General features: G+C 65.6%; 15 protein-coding genes and 2 pseudogenes. 10 read left to right on the top strand and 7 right to left on the bottom strand.

Translation table 11 applies throughout. From position 1 onward, the window contains the following. A pseudogene (locus FNJ47_RS34105) lies at nucleotides 1–180 on the top strand (DNA topoisomerase IB); the annotation flags it as partial. Here FNJ47_RS34105 and FNJ47_RS34100 read toward each other — a convergent pair. Beyond that, nucleotides 168–821: pseudogene (locus tag FNJ47_RS34100) on the bottom strand (DNA topoisomerase IB); the annotation flags it as partial. The pseudogenes FNJ47_RS34105 and FNJ47_RS34100 overlap by 13 nt on opposite strands. Before the next feature lie 363 nt (nucleotides 822–1,184). Then, nucleotides 1,185–1,343: a hypothetical protein gene (locus FNJ47_RS34095; RefSeq protein ID WP_163160297.1), complete on the bottom strand. Its 159-nt coding sequence runs from the start codon at nucleotides 1,341–1,343 to the stop codon at nucleotides 1,185–1,187. Nucleotides 1,344–1,634: 291 nt separating this feature from the next. On the opposite strand from FNJ47_RS34095, the gene acs reads away from it, so the two are divergent. Next, on the top strand, nucleotides 1,635–3,575 hold the full coding sequence (gene acs, locus FNJ47_RS34090) for an acetate--CoA ligase (RefSeq protein WP_163160296.1): 1,941 nt from the start codon (nucleotides 1,635–1,637) through the stop codon (nucleotides 3,573–3,575). Between the two features lie 373 nt (nucleotides 3,576–3,948). Beyond that, entirely contained in the window at nucleotides 3,949–4,464 is a 516-nt protein-coding gene (locus FNJ47_RS34085; RefSeq protein WP_050426243.1) for a L,D-transpeptidase, read from the top strand. Nucleotides 4,465–4,758: 294 nt separating this feature from the next. Here FNJ47_RS34085 and FNJ47_RS34080 read toward each other — a convergent pair whose 3' ends face one another. Next, the gene (locus tag FNJ47_RS34080) at nucleotides 4,759–5,367 is read right to left on the bottom strand and encodes a thermonuclease family protein (protein WP_165445991.1); all 609 of its coding nucleotides are present in this window, start codon (nucleotides 5,365–5,367) and stop codon (nucleotides 4,759–4,761) included. A 41-nt stretch (nucleotides 5,368–5,408) separates the two neighbouring features. Continuing rightward, nucleotides 5,409–5,630 (bottom strand): DUF1674 domain-containing protein, encoded by a 222-nt coding sequence (locus tag FNJ47_RS34075; protein ID WP_163160294.1) that lies wholly within the window; start codon nucleotides 5,628–5,630, stop codon nucleotides 5,409–5,411. Between the two features lie 206 nt (nucleotides 5,631–5,836). On the opposite strand from FNJ47_RS34075, the gene FNJ47_RS34070 reads away from it, so the two are divergent. The 3 genes from FNJ47_RS34070 to purH all read left to right on the top strand — a co-directional run bounded on the left by FNJ47_RS34070 (nucleotide 5,837) and on the right by purH (nucleotide 10,964). Next, on the top strand, nucleotides 5,837–7,183 hold the full coding sequence (locus tag FNJ47_RS34070; protein WP_163160293.1) for an RsmB/NOP family class I SAM-dependent RNA methyltransferase: 1,347 nt from the start codon (nucleotides 5,837–5,839) through the stop codon (nucleotides 7,181–7,183). 209 nt (nucleotides 7,184–7,392) lie between these two features. Beyond that, nucleotides 7,393–9,084: a heparinase II/III family protein gene (locus FNJ47_RS34065; RefSeq protein WP_165445992.1), complete on the top strand. Its 1,692-nt coding sequence runs from the start codon at nucleotides 7,393–7,395 to the stop codon at nucleotides 9,082–9,084. A 287-nt stretch (nucleotides 9,085–9,371) separates the two neighbouring features. Beyond that, nucleotides 9,372–10,964 carry a bifunctional phosphoribosylaminoimidazolecarboxamide formyltransferase/IMP cyclohydrolase gene (purH, locus tag FNJ47_RS34060; protein ID WP_163160291.1) on the top strand — a complete coding sequence of 531 codons (1,593 nt, stop codon included), beginning with the start codon at nucleotides 9,372–9,374 and terminating at the stop codon, nucleotides 10,962–10,964. 103 nt (nucleotides 10,965–11,067) lie between these two features. Here the strand turns inward: purH and FNJ47_RS34055 are convergent, their stop codons facing one another. After that, nucleotides 11,068–12,459 carry an MFS transporter gene (locus FNJ47_RS34055; RefSeq protein ID WP_163160290.1) on the bottom strand — a complete coding sequence of 464 codons (1,392 nt, stop codon included), beginning with the start codon at nucleotides 12,457–12,459 and terminating at the stop codon, nucleotides 11,068–11,070. A gap of 114 nt (nucleotides 12,460–12,573) precedes the next feature. Here FNJ47_RS34055 and ggt point away from each other — a divergent pair, with 114 nt between their 5' ends. From ggt to FNJ47_RS34040, 3 genes are all read left to right on the top strand, one after another. After that, complete coding sequence (ggt, locus tag FNJ47_RS34050) at nucleotides 12,574–14,319, top strand: gamma-glutamyltransferase (protein ID WP_163160289.1); 1,746 nt, start codon at nucleotides 12,574–12,576, stop codon at nucleotides 14,317–14,319. 174 nt (nucleotides 14,320–14,493) lie between these two features. Continuing rightward, complete coding sequence (locus tag FNJ47_RS34045) at nucleotides 14,494–15,792, top strand: MFS transporter (protein WP_163160288.1); 1,299 nt, start codon at nucleotides 14,494–14,496, stop codon at nucleotides 15,790–15,792. A gap of 180 nt (nucleotides 15,793–15,972) precedes the next feature. Next, on the top strand, nucleotides 15,973–16,848 hold the full coding sequence (locus FNJ47_RS34040) for an SDR family oxidoreductase (protein ID WP_163160287.1): 876 nt from the start codon (nucleotides 15,973–15,975) through the stop codon (nucleotides 16,846–16,848). Nucleotide 16,849: 1 nt separating this feature from the next. On the opposite strand, the gene FNJ47_RS34035 is transcribed toward FNJ47_RS34040, so the two are convergent. After that, the gene (locus FNJ47_RS34035) at nucleotides 16,850–17,185 is read right to left on the bottom strand and encodes a GIY-YIG nuclease family protein (RefSeq protein ID WP_163160286.1); all 336 of its coding nucleotides are present in this window, start codon (nucleotides 17,183–17,185) and stop codon (nucleotides 16,850–16,852) included. 114 nt (nucleotides 17,186–17,299) lie between these two features. Then, nucleotides 17,300–17,965, bottom strand: coding sequence for a glutathione S-transferase family protein (locus FNJ47_RS34030; RefSeq protein WP_163160285.1), 666 nt, complete (start codon nucleotides 17,963–17,965; stop codon nucleotides 17,300–17,302). A 131-nt stretch (nucleotides 17,966–18,096) separates the two neighbouring features. Between FNJ47_RS34030 and FNJ47_RS34025 the strand changes: the two genes are divergently transcribed. Then, nucleotides 18,097–18,684 carry a DUF2239 family protein gene (locus FNJ47_RS34025; RefSeq protein ID WP_163160284.1) on the top strand — a complete coding sequence of 196 codons (588 nt, stop codon included), beginning with the start codon at nucleotides 18,097–18,099 and terminating at the stop codon, nucleotides 18,682–18,684. The last annotated feature ends 167 nt before the right edge of the window (nucleotides 18,685–18,851 follow it).

Below are 18,851 nucleotides of genomic sequence, written 5' to 3'. Positions count from 1 at the left end.
CTGCCGAAGATCCGCCGCAAGGTCTCGGCGTTCCTGTCCGGCGACGAGCCGGGGCGCGAGTGCGCGCGGTCGGCGGTGATCGAGCTGATCGCGCGCACCGCGATCCGGCCCGGCAACGAATCCTATGCCCGCCTCAACGGCACCCGCGGCGCCACCACGCTGTTGAAATCCAACGTCACGCTGGAAGACGATTCCCTGGTGCTGACCTTCAAGGCCAAGGGCGGCAAGGCCGTGCGCAAGGAATGCGACGCGGCCAAGCTGGTGCGCGCGATCAGCTCGATCACCGCCGACAGCGCGAACTCGCGCGTCGGCTCGTCGCCGGACAGGAACGCCGAGACCTTGCGGCGGATCTTCGGCAGCGCCGCGACCAGCTTGCCTAGGCGATGCGCCTTGCGCTGCTCGCGGACCTTCTCCCAATCGGCATGATAGCGATATTGCAGCCGGCCGGCGGCATCGAGGCCGACCGCCTGCAGATGCGTGTTCGGATCGGTGGAGTAACGCACCCGACGATAGGCCGGCGGCATCGCCATCGCGTGCAGGCGTCGGATGGTGCGGGCATCCCGGACGCGCGAGCCGTTGGCGCGAACGAATGAATAATTCTTGCCGCGCTTGATGCGGCGGATGGTCAGCTCGTTCTGGTCGCCGAGCCGCAGGCCCAGGTCGCGGGCCAGATCTTCGACAGAGGTCTTGATGGCGGCGGGCGCGTCGAGCTTGAGCTTGGACGTAGACGGCTTCGGCCATTGGCCCAGCGCCTTCGCCAAGGCGACAGCGGGATCGGCGGACATGGGCCGCACAGCCGCGATGTTCTGCTGATCCATCATTCTCGCAAGACGCCTTGTTCCGCTGTTCTCCCGGTAATGCCGTTGCTTCGGGCTTCGTTCCGGTGGGCCGTTCGGCCTCGGATTGGCGATTTAGGGCGTCGGGGCTGACATTGCGAGTCGCGAATCGGTTATCGGAGGTTTCTAAATACCTTTCATGGGTGCCATTCGCCCGCTAACCTTGATTTTGGCCCCTCCGGGATCGGTCAAAATGGCGGGAGCGAGGGCTGGGAACCCGTTTCGGGCAAGCCGCACAACACGACAGAGGTCAGCCGGAAGGGCAGAGATCGTGCCATTTCTTGCGGAGTTTCTTGGCGGAGCTCTCCGCGATCCCGCAACAGACCACCACGCTCCTGTCGAGGGCGATCAGGCCGGGCCGGCAGTCGTGGTGTGGACCTGGTGCGGATGATCGCGAACATCCGACCACGTCTGGAAGCCATCGAGCGGAGGCAGGGTGTGCTCTCGATCAACATCATCGTCCCTGAAGGCCTTCATCACCGTCGGCAGCACGTGGACCGTAATCATTAATTCTTCTGCGACAGTCATGGTCTCCGGTGGCGACGTCAGGCTCGGACGGGCGGCGCAGAGAGCGATACCACTACGACCAAGAGACCAGTGACCCGACGCTGACGATGGAGCATAGGTTCTCTCGTCGATGCGTTGGGGTAAGCCGTCCTATCATAAGCGGAAGCCTCGCGACGAAAGTGACAGTCCTTTTTCCTTGCCGGGCCGGAATGCGGCAACGCATAATCGCGGCAATGATCAGGACGGCTTGTCGTCGCGTCGTTTGCGATCGGCAATGAGTGGAGGAAAGCGATGTCCGAGAAGATCTATGACGTGTCGGCCGACTGGGCCAAGCGCGCCTATATCGATGACGCCAAATATCGCGAGATGTACGCGCACTCGGTCAAGGACCCCAACGGCTTCTGGGGCGAGCACGGCAAGCGGATCGACTGGATCAAGCCCTTCACCAAGGTCGAGAACGTCTCCTTCGCGCCCGGCAACATCTCGATCAAATGGTTCGAGGACGGCGTGCTGAACGTCGCCTGGAACTGCATCGACCGCCATCTGGAGAAGCGCGGCGACCAGACCGCGATCATCTGGGAGGGCGACGATCCCTCCGAATCCAAGCACATCACCTACCGCCAGCTGCACGACGAAGTCTGCAGGATGGCCAACATCCTGCGCACGCGGAACGTCAAGAAGGGCGACCGCGTCACGATCTATTTGCCGATGATTCCGGAAGCGGCCTACGCCATGCTGGCCTGCGCGCGGATCGGCGCGATCCACTCTGTCGTGTTCGGCGGCTTCTCGCCGGACAGCCTCGCCCAGCGCATCAAGGATTGCGACTCCAAGGTGGTCATCACCGCCGATGAAGGCCTGCGCGGCGGCAAGAAGGTGCCGCTGAAGGCCAATGTCGATGCCGCGATCGCCAAGACCGGCGGCGTCGACTGGGTCGTGGTGGTGAAGCGCACCGGCGGCAAGATCGAGATGAACCCGACGCGCGACCTCTGGTATCACGAGGCGGCCGAGATGGTGACGACGGAATGCCCGGCCGAGCACATGCATGCCGAGGATCCGCTGTTCATCCTCTACACCTCGGGTTCGACCGGAACGCCGAAGGGCGTGCTGCACACCTCTGCCGGCTATCTCGTGTTCGCGTCGATGACGCATCAATACGTGTTCGACTATCACGACGGCGACATCTACTGGTGCACCGCCGACGTCGGCTGGGTCACCGGCCACAGCTACATCCTCTATGGGCCGCTCGCCAACGGCGCGACCACGCTGATGTTCGAAGGCGTGCCGAACTACCCGGACAATTCGCGCTTCTGGAACGTGGTCGACAAGCACAAGGTCAACATCTTCTACACCGCACCGACCGCGATCCGCGCGCTGATGCAGGGCGGCGACGAGCCGGTGAAGAAGACCTCGCGCAAATCGCTGCGTCTGCTCGGCTCGGTCGGCGAGCCGATCAATCCGGAAGCGTGGGAGTGGTATTACCGCGTGGTCGGCGACGACCGCTGCCCGATCGTCGACACCTGGTGGCAGACCGAGACCGGCGGCATCCTGATCACGCCGCTGCCCGGCGCGACCAAGCTGAAGCCGGGATCGGCGACGCGGCCGTTCTTCGGCGTGGTGCCTGAAATCGTCGACGCCGACGGCAAGACGCTGGATGGCGAGACTTCGGGCAATCTCTGCCTGACCAAATCCTGGCCGGGCCAGATGCGCACGGTCTATGGCGATCATGCGCGGTTCGAGCAGACCTATTTCTCGACCTACAAGAACAAGTATTTCACCGGTGACGGCTGCCGGCGCGACGCCGATGGCTATTACTGGATCACCGGCCGCGTCGACGACGTCATCAACGTCTCCGGCCACCGCATGGGCACCGCCGAGGTCGAGAGCTCGCTGGTCGCACACGAGGCCGTCTCGGAAGCTGCTGTCGTCGGCTACCCGCACGACATCAAGGGCCAGGGCATCTACGCTTACGTGACCTTGATGAAGGGCACCGAACCGACCGAAGCACTGCGCAAGGAGCTCGTCGCGTGGGTCCGCAAGGACATCGGCCCGATCGCCTCGCCGGACCTCATTCAATTCGCGCCCGGCCTGCCGAAGACGCGCTCCGGCAAGATCATGCGCCGCATCCTGCGCAAGATCGCCGAGGACGAGCCGTCGAGCCTCGGCGACACCTCGACCCTGGCCGATCCGGCCGTGGTCGACGACCTCGTGCAGAACCGGCAGAACAAGAAGTAATCCGGCAGCAGCAATACCGAGACATGAAGCAAGGGCCGCGCGCGATCACCGCCGCGGCCCTTCGCTTTTCTGCGTACGATCCGGCGTCGGCTGCCCTCGAAAACGCTATGGGATTGAGCATTTCACGGGATTGTCAGAGGCGCGGCGCCATTGCGGCGCGTTTGTGGCCAAGTGTTGTTTTCAAGTCATTTACTTTAATCCGAACTTTTCCTTTTCTCCTCGCCATCAGGACGTGTCTTGCGGCCGGTGTGAAACCACCCGGTTAAGACACGCGGTTAATATTGCGTGGCGAGACCGGCGGGCCCTTTTTTTCAGGGCTCTGCACCTTCGTTTTTGGCTCCCTTTTGGGAGCTGTTGGGAAGTGGAGAGGTTGATGTCGATGAAGTTTGCGGTGGCGCTGGCTGCCACCCTTGGTGCTGTTGTTGTGATGTCGCAGGCGGCCGAAGCGCGGCCGGAAATGGTCGGAATACACGCCGACAATTATGAGCCGGGGACCATCGTGGTGAGGACCAACGAACGGCGGCTCTATCTCATTCTCGATTCCGGCCACGCGATGCGTTACCCGGTCGGCGTCGGCAGGTCCGGCAAGCAGTGGGCCGGCACCACCCGCATCGACGGCAAGTATCGCAACCCGGCCTGGTCGCCGCCCGCCGAGGTGAGGCGCGACAAGCCGAGCATCCCGGACGTGATCGCCGGCGGCTCGCCGCGTAACCCGATGGGCGTCGCGGCGATGACGCTGGCCGGCGGCGAATACGCGATCCACGGCACCAACGTGCCGGGCTCGGTCGGCGGCTTCGTCTCCTACGGCTGCATCCGCATGCTGAACACCGACATCACCGATCTCTATTCGCGCGTCTCGGTCGGCACGACGGTTGTCGTCACCCGCTGATCGCGAACAAGGCGTCCGAAGAAAGCCGCGCAGGCCGCGCGGCTTTTTTTGTTTGGCTAGCCTGGTTTGACCCAGGCGTCCAAGGCCGATGAGTTTTGCTTGAATCGGCTTGGCTCGCTCTCGGTTCACCTCTCCCCGTTTGGGGAGAGGTCGGATTGCGCAGCAATCCGGGTGAGGGCTCTTGCTCTCTCGATGCACCGTAACCCCTCACCCGATTTGCTGTGCAAATCGACCTCTCCCAAGGGAGAGGTGCACTTCCGACGCCGCTCCAGATCAGCCTAATCTCATCAGACTCTAGCGCGCGAAATTCCCGCACCAGCCGAAGCGGTGGCCGCCATTGTAGGCGCGCGCATGACCGGCAGCGAGCAGCGCAGCCGAGACGTTGTCGGTCTTCTTCGTCGCGACGTCGGCGACGACGCGTCCCTGATATTTGTCGGGGCCGATATTGTAGATCACGACATCACCCTGGCCGAGCAGATCGCGCAGCGCCACCGTCGCTGCTTGCACCATTTGCAGCTCGCGCGCACAGGACGCCTTCAGCTCCGGCGCATCGATGCCGCGCAGCCGCACGCGGGTGTAGAGATCAGGGCCCGGTGCGAGATGCACCCGCGCCTCGAACGTGTCGCCATCGATCGTCCTAACCACGTCGACGGCGTGCCGCGCGTCGGGCGCGCCGGCGCGCTGCCAGATCAGGTCGCTGTCGCGCGCGCGGTTCAGCGACCAGTGCGACGGTAGCGGCATCCATTGAGGCACATATTGGCGGATCGGCAGCATGCTGCCGACGGCAATGCCGAGAACGAACACCCATGGCAGCGCCGCGGAGACGCGGCGGCCCCAAGGGGTCCGGCGGAAAGGCGGACGCCCCGTCCCACGATAAGGATTTATTCTTTCGTATGGGGACATATTCCCAGACTGACCCGAGTCGGGCCGTCAGACAAGGCAACTCAGAAGTCCGAGGCGATGCCCTTGGTCTCCCAATCGCCGTAACGCGTCGGTTCCGGCCCCTTCGGGCCCTGGAATTCCTTCGGCCGCGCGGCCGCATCCTGCGCGGCGGCTTCCTCGGCAGCCTTGCGCCGCGCCGCGGCTTCGGCCAACGCGCGCTGCGCGGCCGGTGCCAGCGGCCTGCGCGGCGCGGGTTCCGGGGGTGATGGAGATTTGTCAGTCATGGCAAGCTTTCTCGGCAAAACTTTCTGCCTGCGCATTTCGTATCTCAGACTTGGCTCAGTGATGACGTCACGATAGTGATGGCATCACGATCACGAAATCCCGCAAGGCGATTCTTACATTTGGCATATTCGCATGCCAGAGGTGTTTTCGAGTTGATGGGCATGAGCCGAATGTACCTCAGCACCTTTCGAGATATCTCCGCTTCATGCCTCCTTCAAGATTTGCAGTTCCTGCTGAAGTCCCCGGTCTCGCGGCGCGCCGTATCGCTGCCGACATCCTCGACGGCGTGCTGCACAAGCATCGCACGCTCGACGATCAACTCGACGGCGCAGGCGCGCATCCCGGCCTGAAATCGCTGGCCGATCGCGACCGCGCGCTGATGCGCCGGCTGGTCTCGACCATCCTGCGCAAGCTCGGCACGCTCGGCCATCTGCTGTCGCGCCTGCTCGATCGCGGCATTCCGACCGATGCGCCGCGCGCGCAGAGCGCGCTGTTGATCGGCGCCGCGCAGATCCTCTGGATGGATGTGCCCGATCACGCCGCGGTCGATCTGTCGGTGCGGCTGGTGCAGTCCGACCGCCGCGCGGCGAAATATGCCGGGCTGGTCAACGCCGTGCTGCGCCGCTGCGCGCGCGAGGGTCAGGGCCTGATCGACGAGATCAGCATGCAGACGCTGGACCTGCCGCCGTGGATGCTGGCGCGCTGGAATGCGCACTACGGCGAAGCCACCACGCGCGAGATGGCGTTGGCGCTCGGCCACGAGCCGTCGCTCGATCTCACGGTGAAGGCGGACGCGCCGCAATGGGCGAGCCGCCTGCATGGCGAGACGTTGCCGACGGGAACCGTGCGCACGCTGCTGCAAGGTTCCGTCACCATGCTGCCCGGCTTTGCCGAAGGCCAATGGTGGGTGCAGGACGCCGCCGCCGCGCTGCCGGTGCGGCTGTTCGGCGACATCAAGGACAAGGCGGTCGCGGATCTCTGTGCTGCGCCCGGTGGCAAGACCGCGCAGCTCGCACTGGCCGGCGCGCATGTCACCGCGGTCGACCGCTCGCCGGCGCGCGTCGCGCGGCTGCGCGACAACCTCACGCGGCTGGCGCTGCCAGCCGAGACCGTCGTCGCCGACGCCGCCGAATGGCCGGCGGAAGCCGCGAGCTTCGACGGTATCCTGATCGATGCACCCTGCACCTCGACGGGAACCATCCGCCGCCATCCCGACGTCGCCTGGCTGCGCCAGGAGGGCGACATCGCCGCGCTGTCCGCGCTGCAGAAGCGGCTATTGCAGAAGGCCACCCATCTGCTGAAGCCCGGCGGCACGCTGGTCTACTGCACCTGTTCGCTGGAGCCGGAAGAAGGCGAGCACGCGATTGCTGCGCTGCTGGCGAGCGAATCGGGCCTGCGCCGTGCGCCGGTCGAGAAGGACGAGGTCGCCGGCCTCGACGACATCATTACCGCCGACGGCGATCTGCGCACCTTGCCCAGCCATTTGCCCAATGCCGACCCGCGGCTGGGCGGGCTGGACGGCTTTTATGCCGCCCGGCTGGTAAAATCCTGATTTTAAACTTCAGTCTTCTAAGCTCCAGATGCTTCGTGAAGTGATTCGTGCGGTATCAAGAGGGTGTCTTGCACATCAAGAAGGTGTCTTGGCCGCGTTTCCGGATTAAATAAGGATTCGTTGAAAATTCCCTCCCCGCAAGGTTAGGCGTGTCGGTCGCTCAAAGCAGACGCATCTCGACGCTGATTGCTGGCCGCTTTGCCCGCAGCATGCTCGCACGCGCCAGCGGGAGCACGGTTGCGCTGTCGCGGCTCTGGCCCGGCCGCACCGACCGGCTGATCATCGCCCCGCACGATCTGCGGACCGCCGACGCCACCCGCGCCGCCGAGATCTATGCCGGGCGATTCGTTTTCGCCGGCAAGATCGTCACCTGTCACGGCCGCTCGATCTTCGACCTCGAGCCGCCGTCGGAGGATTGGGAAGCTGCCCTGCTCGGCTTCGGCTGGCTGCGCCATCTGCGCGCCGCCGACACCGCGCTGACCCGCGCCAACGCCCGCTCGCTGGTCGACGACTGGATCTCGAACCAGGCCCGCAGGCGGCCGCTGGAGCGGCGCGCCGACGTGCGCGCACGGCGCGTGATCTCGCTGCTGTCGCAGGCGCCATTGGTGCTCGGCGACACCGACGGAAAATTCTACCGCAAATATCTGCGCGGGCTGGCGCGCGAGATCCGTTACCTGCGCCACTCCACGCTCGACAATGACGGCGTTCCGCGGCTGCAGGTGCTGATCGCGCTGTGCTACGCCTCGCTCTGCCTCGCCAACCAGGCGCGCAACATCAAATCCGCCACGCGCAGGCTGTCCGACGAATTGCAGCGCCAGATCCTGCCCGATGGCGGCCACATCTCGCGCAACCCCGGCGCGCTGGTCGAGCTGCTCAGCGATCTCCTGCCGCTGCGGCAAACCTTTGCCGCCCGCAACATCGCGCCGCCGCCGGCGCTGCTCAACGCGATCGACCGCATGATGCCGATGCTGCGCTTCTTCCGGCACGGCGACGGCAGCTTCGCGCTGTTCAACGGCATGTCGACCGCGCCGTCCGACCTGGTCGCGACGCTGCTCGCCTATGACGACACCCGCGGCGTGCCGATGGCGAGCATGCCGCATACCGGCTTCCAGCGCCTCGACGCCGGCAACATGACCCTGATCATCGACACCGGTCCGCCGCCGCCGGCCAGCGTCAGCCAGGACGCGCATGCCGGCTGCCTGTCGTTCGAGCTGTCCTCCGGCGTGAGCCGCATCGTCGTCAATTGCGGCATGCCCAACACCGGCCGCGACAATTGGCGGCCGTTCGCGCGCTCCACCGCGGCACATTCGACGCTGACCTATCGCGACACGTCGTCGTGCCAGTTCGTCGAGCTGTCGGCGATGAAGCGGCTGCTGCGCGGCGCGCCGATCACCAGCGGCCCGAGCAATGTCGAGAGCTACCGCGAGGCCATTCCCGACGGCGACGTGCTGACCGCCTCGCATGACGGCTATCTCTCCCGCTTCGGCGTGGTCCATCGCCGCGTGCTGATGGTCGCTCAGGACGGCACCCGGCTCGAAGGCGAGGACCAGCTGACGCCGGCGCCGGGCGGCCGCATCAAGGGCAGCGAGGCCGATTTCGCGCTGCGCTTCCATCTGCACCCCTCGGTGAAGGCAAGCCGGCTGTCGGATGCCCGCGGCGTGATGCTGGTGCTGCCCAACCGCGACGTCTGGACCTTCGAGGCGATGGACGACAAGGTCGACCTCGAGGACAGCGTGTTCCTGGCCGGCAATGACGGCCCGCGCCGCACCTCCCAGATCGTGATCCGGCAGGACGCCAGGCAGGCCGGCAGCATCCGCTGGAGCTTCGTGCGCTCCTCGACCTCGGCCACCGCCACCAACGCGCGCCGCAACGCCCGCCGCGAGCCGGAACTGCCGCTGTAGGCGGCGGAAAACGCTGCCTGCAACGCTGCCGGAATCATCCCCGTCATCCTGAGGTGCGAGCCTCTTCGGCGAGCCTCGAAGGATGAATCGGCCACCAGCCGGGCCGTGCATCCTTCGAGGCTCGCTCCGCTCGCACCTCCAGCGACAAAGGCGAAGCCTTTGCGCGGGGATGACGGGGAAAGGGCATCAGATCATCGCCAATTTGCGGGGATTCGGTCCCACGGACCGGTTTCGTATGGCCCAAAACCATGCTACCCGGCTGCCTTAACAGCCAGGGATTTTCCGATATGACCGAGCAGCTTCGCCGCGTGACCCGCGCTCTGTTGTCCGTTTCCGACAAGAGCGGACTGATCGAATTCGCCAGAGCGCTGGCCGACCAGGGCGTCGAGCTGGTCTCGACCGGCGGCACCGCCAAGGCGATCGCGGCGGCCGGGCTCAAGGTCCGGGACGTCTCCGAGCTCACCGGCTTCCCCGAGATGATGGACGGCCGGGTCAAGACGCTGCATCCGAAGGTCCATGGCGGCCTGCTCGCGATCCGCGACAACAAGGAACATGCCTCGGCGATGGCCTCGCACGGCATCGCGCCGATCGACCTCCTGGTCGTCAATCTCTATCCGTTCGAGGCCACCGTCGACAAAGGCGCCGGCTTCGAGGAGTGCATCGAGAATATCGACATCGGCGGCCCCGCGATGATCCGCGCCGCAGCCAAGAACCATGACGACGTCGCCGTGGTGGTCGAGGCGAACGATTATCAGGCCGTGCTCGACGAGCTCGCCGCGCACAAGGGCGCGACCTCGCTCGGCCTGCGCCGGCGGCTCGCCGCCAAGGCCTATGCCCGCACCGCGGCCTATGACGCCGCGATCTCGAACTGGTTTGCCGTGCAGCTCGACACCAAGGCGCCGGACTTCCGTGCCTTCGGCGGCAAACTGATCCAGTCGCTGCGCTATGGCGAGAACCCGCACCAGACCGCGGCGTTCTATGCCACGCCGGAGAAGCGGCCGGGCGTTGCGACCTCGCGCCAGCTGCAGGGCAAGGAACTGTCCTACAACAACATCAACGACACCGACGCCGCCTATGAGTGCGTCGGCGAGTTCGATCCGCAGCGCACCGCGGCCTGCGTTATCGTCAAGCACGCCAATCCCTGCGGCGTTGCCGAGGGTCCCGATCTCGCGACGGCTTATGCCCGCGCGCTCGCCTGCGATTCCACCTCGGCCTATGGCGGCATCATCGCGGTCAACCGCACGCTCGATGCGGACGCCGCGCGCGCCATCATCGGCATCTTCACCGAGGTGATCATCGCGCCCGATGCGACCGAAGAGGCGATCTCGATCATCGCCGGCCGGCGCAATCTGCGCCTCTTGCTCGCCGGCGGCCTGCCGAACGCGCGCGCGACAGGCCTCACCGCCAAGACGGTTGCCGGCGGCCTCTTGGTGCAGAGCCGCGACAATGCCGTGATCGAGGACATGAACCTGAAGGTCGCGACCAAGCGCGCGCCGACCGACGCCGAGCTGCGCGATCTCAAATTCGCCTTCCGTGTTGCAAAGCACGTGAAGTCGAACACCATCATCTACGCCAAGGATCTCGCCACCGTCGGCATCGGCGCCGGCCAGATGAGCCGGGTCGATTCCGCGCGCATCGCCGCGCGCAAGGCGCTGGATGCGGCGGCCGAGCTGAAGCTCGCCGAGCCCCTGACCAAGGGTTCGGTGGTCGCCTCCGATGCATTCTTCCCGTTCGCCGACGGCATGCTGGCCTGCATCGAGGCCGGCGCCACCGCAGTGATCCAGCCCGGCGGCTCGATGCGCGACGACGAGGTGATCAAGGCCGCCGACGAGCACGGCATCGCCATGGTGTTCACCGGCGTGCGGCATTTCCGGCACTAGCGTCATTCCGGGGCATCGCGCAGCGATGAACCCGGAATCCATCGTGCCGCGGATGAATGGATTCCGGGTTCGCGCTTCGCGCGCCCGGAATGACGGCGGTGGTTTACTCTCGCACCTTCGCCAGCAGCATCAGCCCCACCACGAAGAACGCCACCAGCACCGCCATGCCGGCCTTCTGGCTCGCGGTGGCGGCCGTGATCGCGCCGATCAGCAGCGGGCCGATGAACGACGTCACCTTCCCGGTCAGCGCGAACAAGCCGAAATACTGCGCGATGCGATCCTTCGGCGCGAGGCGGATCAGCAGCGAGCGCGAGGCCGCCTGCAAGGGTGCGCCGGTGGCGCCGATCAAGCAACCGAGCACGATATACGCGCGCTCGGCAGCACCCGCGAACAACGGACCACCCGGCACCGGCGGCGCGACCGGGATGAACAGGATGGAATCCTTGTTCACGGTGAGGATCACGACGATCGCAAACAGCAGGATCACGAGGCTGCCCGTGATCACGCGCTTCGGCCCGAACCGATCGTCGAGCTTGCCGCCGATCCAGCCACCGAACGTGCCGGCGACTGCGAGAATGATGCCGAAGGTGCCGACGCGGATCGTGTCCCAGCCGAACGTGCCGGCGGCATAGATGCCGCCGAACGCGAACAGCGAGACCAGCCCGTCGGTATAGATCATGTTCGCCAGCAGGAATCGCGCCAATGATTTCTGCTTCGGCAGACCAGCGAATGATTCCCTGAGCTCGCGCAGGCCTTCGCCGAGCGCCTCGCGCATCGGGCGTTTCGCCGGATAATCCGGCGTGAACAGGAACATCGGCGTCACGAAGATGATGAACCACAGCCCGGTCAGCGGCCCGGTGATGCGATCGCCCTCGTGCATGACCGGATCGAGCCCGAACAGCGGCGTGAAGCCGAACAGCGTCTTGCCGGTCTCGGCATTTGCGGCGAGGAAGCCGAGCACCAGCACGAGGCTCAGGATGCCGCCGACATAGCCCGTGGCCCAGCCGGTGCCCGAGAGCCGCCCGATCCGGTCCGGCGGCACGAGCGTCGGCATCATCGCATTGTTGAACACGGTCGCGAACTCGACGCCGACGCTCGCGATGGCATAGGCGAGCAGCAGCGCGGGGATGATGTCGGGATTGCCGGGCACACCTATCCACATCGCGCTCGAGCCGATCACGAGCAGCGCGCCGAACACCGCGATCCACGGCTTGCGCCGGCCGCTGGCGTCGGCGATGGCCCCCAACACCGGCGACAGCAACGCGATCGCAAGTCCCGCCGCGGCGGTCGCAAAGCCCCATAGCGCCTGCCCGCTCGCGGCATCGGGCGCGACGAAGCTCGCGAAATAGGGCGCGAACACGAAGGTCGTGATCAGCGTGAAATAGGGCTGCGCAGCCCAGTCGAAGAAGATCCAGCTGATGACGGCGGCGCGGCCGGGATAGACCTTGGTGGCGGCCTTCGCGTCACCGGCGCCCGTCTGTAGTGTTGCCGTCATCGCGATAGATATTCCCCAACTCGAACCACAGGCAGGCTTTTGCCGCTTCAATCCGCTCCCATATAGCATGAGCCGGTTTTGCTGATACGGCGACGAACAGGGCAGGACATTTCGATGGCGCTGACAGCAACCATGTCACGACGGCTGTTTGCCGCTCTCCTGGTGATCGGCATCGCGACACCGGCCCTCGGCCAGGTCCAGCGCCGCGCCTATGAGCCGCCAGCCACCGATACTGCCCGCAGCATCCGCGCCGAACACGGCATGGTGGTGGCGCAGGAGAAGCTTGCGGCGCGGGTCGGCGCCGACATCCTGCGGCAGGGCGGCAATGCGGTCGATGCCGCGGTTGCCACCGGGTTTGCGATGGCGGTGACCTATCCACGCGCCGGCAATATCGGCGGCGGCGGGTTCATGGTGATCCATCTTGCCGGACGCAATGAAGATGTCGCGATCGACTATCGCGAGACCGCGCCGCAGGCCGCAACCCGCGACATGTTCCTGAATGCCGACGGCAAGCCCGATCCCGACAAGTCGCGCAACTACGCGCTCGCGATCGGCGTGCCCGGCACGGTCGCCGGCCTTGCGCTGGCGCTGGAGAAATACGGCTCCGGCAAGTTCACGCTGGCGCAAATCCTCAAGCCTGCGATCGATCTCGCGCGCGACGGTTTCATCGTCACCGACGATACATCGGACACGTTGTCGGACATGTATCGCCGCATGTCGCGCTGGCCGAATTCGGCCAAGACGTTCTCGCACGCCGACGGCACGCCGCTGCGTGAGGGCGACCGCCTGATCCAGGGTGATCTCGCCGGCGTGCTGACCGCGATTGCCGAACAGGGGCCGCGTGGCTTCTACGAAGGCGCCGTCGCCGAGAAGCTTGTCAGCGGCATCAAAAATGCCGGCGGCATCTTTACACTCGAGGATCTGAAATCCTACCAGGCGGTGATCCGGACGCCGATCCGTGGCACCTATCGCGGCTACAACATCATCTCGATGCCGCAACCTTCCTCCGGAGGCGTCGTGCTGCTGGAGATCCTCAACATCCTCGAGGGCTTTCAAATGTCCGACATGAAGCAGGGCTCGGCCGCCTCGCTGCATGTCATGATCGAAGCGATGAAGCGGGCCTATGCCGATCGCGCCCGCTATCTCGGCGATCCCGCCTTCGTCGACGCGCCGACGCAATTGCTTGTTGACAAGGACTATGCGGCCCGGCAGCGCGCGACCATCGACCTTGCCCGCGCCACGCCCTGGGCCGATGTGCGCAACGCCAAGCAGCCGCACGAGGGCGACAACACCACCCATTATTCGGTGGTCGATGCCGCCGGCAACGCCGTCAGCAACACCTACACGCTGAACTTCCCCTATGGGGTCGGCCTCGTCGCCGACGGCACCGGCGTGCTGCTCAACAACGAGCTCGACGATTTCACCGCGGCGCCCGGTGCCTCCAACGCCTTCGGCCTGGTCGGCTTCGAGGCCAATCTGCCGGGACCCGGCAAGCGCCCGCTGTCGTCGATGTCGCCGACCATCGTGCTGAAGGACGGCAAGCCCGTGCTGGTGACGGGATCGCCCGGCGGCAGCCGCATCATCTCGGCGGTGACGCAGATCATCGTCGACGTGATCGACTACAAGATGGACATCGCGGCCGCGGTCGCGGCGCCCCGCATGCACCATCAATGGCTGCCCGACGAGGTCCGGATCGAGAAGGGCTTTCCCGACGAGGTGCTGACCGAGCTGCGCGCCAATGGCCACAAGCCGGTCGAGCCGCTCGGCTACTCCTCCGCGAACTCGATCGTCGTCACGACCAGCGGTCTGCTCGGCGCGCCCGATCCGCGCACGCGCGGCTCGGAGGCCGCGGGATACTAAAGAGCGTTTTCAAGCGAAGTGGCCCCCGGTTCGCGCGAAGAAAACGCGTCAAAACAAGAAAGCCAGGGTAACCGCACCTTTGCCCAGCCTGCAACATCGCGATAGATTGGCGGTCCGCGCAACTCCGGCCGCGGATCGCAAACAGCCGGTGAAAGATTTCTCCGGGGAACGCGCATGAGCACGGCCGAATCCAAATCGATGGAAGTCGCAGAGATCGAGGACACCAGCCTCCTCGCCTTCTATCGCGACATGAACTTGCAGGAGCGGCGCACGTTCTGGGCCTGCGCGTCGGGCTGGACGCTCGACGGCATGGATTTCATGATCTATCCGCTCGTCATCGGCACCATCATCACGCTGTGGAAGGTCGACGCCGGCACCGCCGGCCTCGCAGGCACCGTGACGCTGCTGGCCTCCGCCGTCGGCGGCTGGCTCGGCGGCTATCTCTCCGACCGCATCGGGCGGGTGAAGACGCTGCAGCTCACCATCATCTGGTTCTCGTTCTTCTCGCTGGTCTGCGCCGTGGTGCAGAATTTCGACCAGCTGCTGATCGCCCGCGCGCTGCTGGGCTTAGGCTTCGGCGGCGAATGGGCGGCCGGCGCGGTGCTGATCGGCGAGACGATCCGGCCGCAATACCGCGGCCGCGCGGTCGGCTCGGTGCAGTCGGGCTGGGCGATCGGCTGGGGCCTTGCGGTGCTGGCGCAGGCGGTGTTGTTCTCGGTACTGCCGGCGGAGAACGCCTGGCGCTGGATGTTCGTGATCGGGGCGCTGCCGGCGTTGCTGGTGTTCTATCTGCGCCGCTACGTCACCGAGCCGGAGATCTCTGCCGCGACGATGGCGCAAGCGCAGGCATCCGGCAGCGGACCCGCGGCATTGTGGGAAATCTTCCACGGACCGATCCTGAAGACCACACTGCTGGCTTCGCTGGTCGGCACCGGCATGCAGGGCGGCTATTACGCCATCACCTTCTGGGTGCCGCGCTTCCTCACCACCGAGCGCAAGCTCTCCGTGGTCGGCTCGACCGGCTATCTCGCGACGCTGATCATCGGCTCCTTCATCGGCTATCTGGTCGGCGCCTGGCTCGCCGACCGGATCGGCCGGCGCAACCTGTTCCTGATCTTCTCGATCGGCGCCATCGCCGTCGTGCTGCTCTACACCCAGCTGCCGCTGTCCAACGAGGTGCTGTGGGTGCTGGGGTTCCCGCTCGGCTTCTTCGCCTCGGGCTATTTCTCCGGCATGGGCGCGTTCCTGACCGAGTTGTATCCGACCCGGCTGCGCGGCTCCGGCCAGGGCTTCTGCTATAATTTCGGCCGCGGCGTCGGCGCGCTGTTTCCGTTCCTGGTCGGTGCGCTCTCGACCACGACCACGCTTGCCAACGCGATCGCGATCTTCGCGGTGGCTGCCTATGGCGTGTTCTTCATCGCCGCCTACGCGCTACCGGAAACGCGCGGGCGGGTGTTGCATGCGGGTGGCTGAAGAGTGAGATAGCATGCAGAACGTGCCGCTTGCTCCGTCGTTCCCTCCCCCCTTGCGGGGGAGGGTTGGGGAGAGGGGTGGCCGCAAAGACGGTGTATGTGGCTTACCCCTCTCCCTAGCCCTCCCCCGCAAGGGGGGAGGGAGCCTGATAGTGTGCGTTCCTAACTGGAGGCCATTCTCATGACATCCCTCAAAGGCAAGACGCTGTTCATCTCGGGCGCGAGCCGCGGCATCGGGCTGGCGATTGCGCTGCGCGCGGCGCGTGACGGCGCCAATGTCGCGATCGCGGCGAAGACTGCCGAGCCGCATCCGAAGCTGAAAGGCACGATCTATACCGCCGCCGACGAGGTCCGCGCGGCCGGCGGCAAGGCACTGCCTGTCATCTGCGACATCAGGGACGAGGCGCAGGTGATGGCGGCGATCGAGCAGACCGTCGCCGAGTTCGGCGGCATCGACGTCTGCGTCAACAATGCCAGCGCCATCAGCCTGACCAATTCGCAGGCGACCGACATGAAGCGCTACGATCTGATGATGGGAATCAACACCCGCGGCACCTTCATGGTGTCGAAATATTGCATTCCGCATCTGAAGAAAGCGGAGAACCCGCACATCCTGATGCTGTCGCCGCCGCTCGACATGAAGACCAAATGGTTCGAGCACTCGACCGCCTACACAATGGCGAAGTTCGGCATGAGCATGTGCGTGCTCGGGCTGGCCGGCGAGCTGAAAGCGGCCGGCATTGCCGTCAACGCGCTGTGGCCGCGCACCACGATCGCGACCGCCGCGGTCGGCAACCTGCTCGGTGGCGACGCCATGATGCGTGCGAGCCGCACGCCCGAGATCATGGGCGATGCGGCCTACGCAATCATCACGCGACCCTCGCGTGAATTCAGCGGGCATTTCTGCATCGACGACAAGGTGCTCTATGCCAATGGCGTACGCGACTTCGAGCGCTATCGCGTCGATCCCTCGGTGCCGCTGATGTCGGACTTCTTCGTGCCCGACGACGACGTGCCGCCGCCCGGCGTCACCGTGCAGGCGCTGCCGGCGCGCTAAGCTACACCGCGGCCGCGTTGAGCTGCGTGCGCCAGTGCTGCACACGCTCCTTGAGCTGCGTATCGCGCACATAAGCAAGCTCCTCGTCCTCGATCCGCTCCAGCGTTTCGAACGAGAGATTGTCTGCGCCATGCGCCGCCCAGGCGCGTTGCAGCTCGGCACTGCGGTGACTGCCCATCCGCAGCGTGAACCAGATGCGGTTCTGGATCTTGTCGAGATCGAGCGCCTGCCCGACCCAGACCGCACCGGTCGCGCGGCAGCGGATCGCGAACACGCCGGCGACGCTCGCGCGCTTCTTGTAGTCGGCGATGGCTTGCTTGCGGTCCTCGGTCTTCATGGCGGCTCCTGTCGGTTCGACACGCCATTTATACCCGGGCATTATTGACATGACAATAATACCCGGATATAAATGATGGCATCGAAACCCGAGCCGCCGGCTATGAATGCGAATCTATCGGCCGACCTCGTACGGCCCGCCCTTCTCCAACGCCCGCGCATAGGCCGGTCGGGCGTGAATGCGCTCAAGGAAGGCGACGCATTTGGGATGACCGTCCTCGAGCCCGCCGCGCGCGGCGGCCGCTTCGAGCGGAAAGCTCATCTGGATGTCGGCGCCGGAGAACTCGCCGCCGGCGAACCACTCGCTCTTGCGGAGTTCGCCTTCCCAATAGGCCATGTGCTGCTTGAGCTGCGGATTGACCAGCGTGGACAGCGCCGTGTTGGACACCTTGCGCACCAGCGGCCGCAGCAGCGCCGGCGCGCGCTTCGGCATCAGCGTGAACAACAGCTTGAGGAGCAGCGGCGTCATCGCCGAACCCTCGGCGTAATGCAGCCAATAGGTGTAGCGCAGCCGCTCCGGCGTATCGGCCGGCGGGATCAGGCGGCCGTTGCCGTAGGTCGCAATGATGTATTCGAGGATCGCGCCGGATTCCGCGATCGTGTTGCCGTTGTCGGTGACGACCGGCGACTTGCCGAGCGGATGGATCGCGCGCAGCTCCTTCGGTGCCCGCATGTCGGGCTGCCGCTGATAGCGCACGATCTCGTAGGGAACGCCCAATTCCTCCAGCAGCCACAGCACGCGCTGCGAGCGGGAATTGTTGAGATGATGAACCGTCAGCATGAGCGTCCTCTGAAATATCGGCGCAATCGGGCGGCGCTTGGTGCCAGCCGGGAACAGGAAAGTCGAGACCGACGCGTCGCGATTGCTAAGAATTACCCGGGCAATATGTCGCGCAATCGGAGAGGTCTACCATGAATCCAGCCTATGTCGCGTTCGAAGGCGAACATCGCATCGGCGCCGGTGACCTCGCCGAGGTCGCCCGCACCGCCAAGCAGTTGCTCGACCAGCGCAAGGACGCCGCGATCCTGGTGTTCAACGGCCGCACCTCGGCGCTGGTCGACATCGATTTTCGCGGCTCGGTCGATGACGTGCTGGCCCGGCTGCCGAAGCCCACACCTGCGCCCGACGAGGAGCCGGCGGCGGCTGCCGCACCGCGCGGGCCGGGACGCCCGAAGCTCGGCGTCGTCGCGCGCGAGATCACGCTGTTGCCGCGACACTGGGACTGGCTGGCGCAGCAGAAAGGCGGCGCATCGGTTGCGATCCGCAAGCTGGTCGACGAGGCGCGGCGCTCCAGCGGCGACAAGGATCGGACGCGCGCGGCACAGGATGCCGCCTATCGCTTCATGACCACGATGGCCGGCAACCGGCCGAACTACGAGGACGCGATCCGCGCCCTGTTCGCGCACGACCGGCGCCGCTTCGCGACGCTGATCGCGGACTGGCCGGCCGATATCCGCGATCACACGATCAAGCTCGCCTATAGCGATCAAGCGGACTAGCCCGCGATGAACCTTCGCCGACGAGCAACCGCGAGCGAGCTGCGCTCCTTCTCTCGCTTGCGGGGGAGGTCGGATCGCATCGTCAGATGCGATCCGGGTGGGGGCTTTCTCCACCGGAAAGAATCTCTTCGCGGCGAGACCCCACCCCGGCCCCTGTCCCTTATCCA

The organism is Bradyrhizobium uaiense (assembly GCF_010811875.1).
Classification (GTDB): domain Bacteria; phylum Pseudomonadota; class Alphaproteobacteria; order Rhizobiales; family Xanthobacteraceae; genus Bradyrhizobium; species Bradyrhizobium uaiense.
The sequence above is the reverse complement of the archived record's forward strand: the minus strand, read 5'-3'. Positions and strand labels throughout refer to the sequence as shown.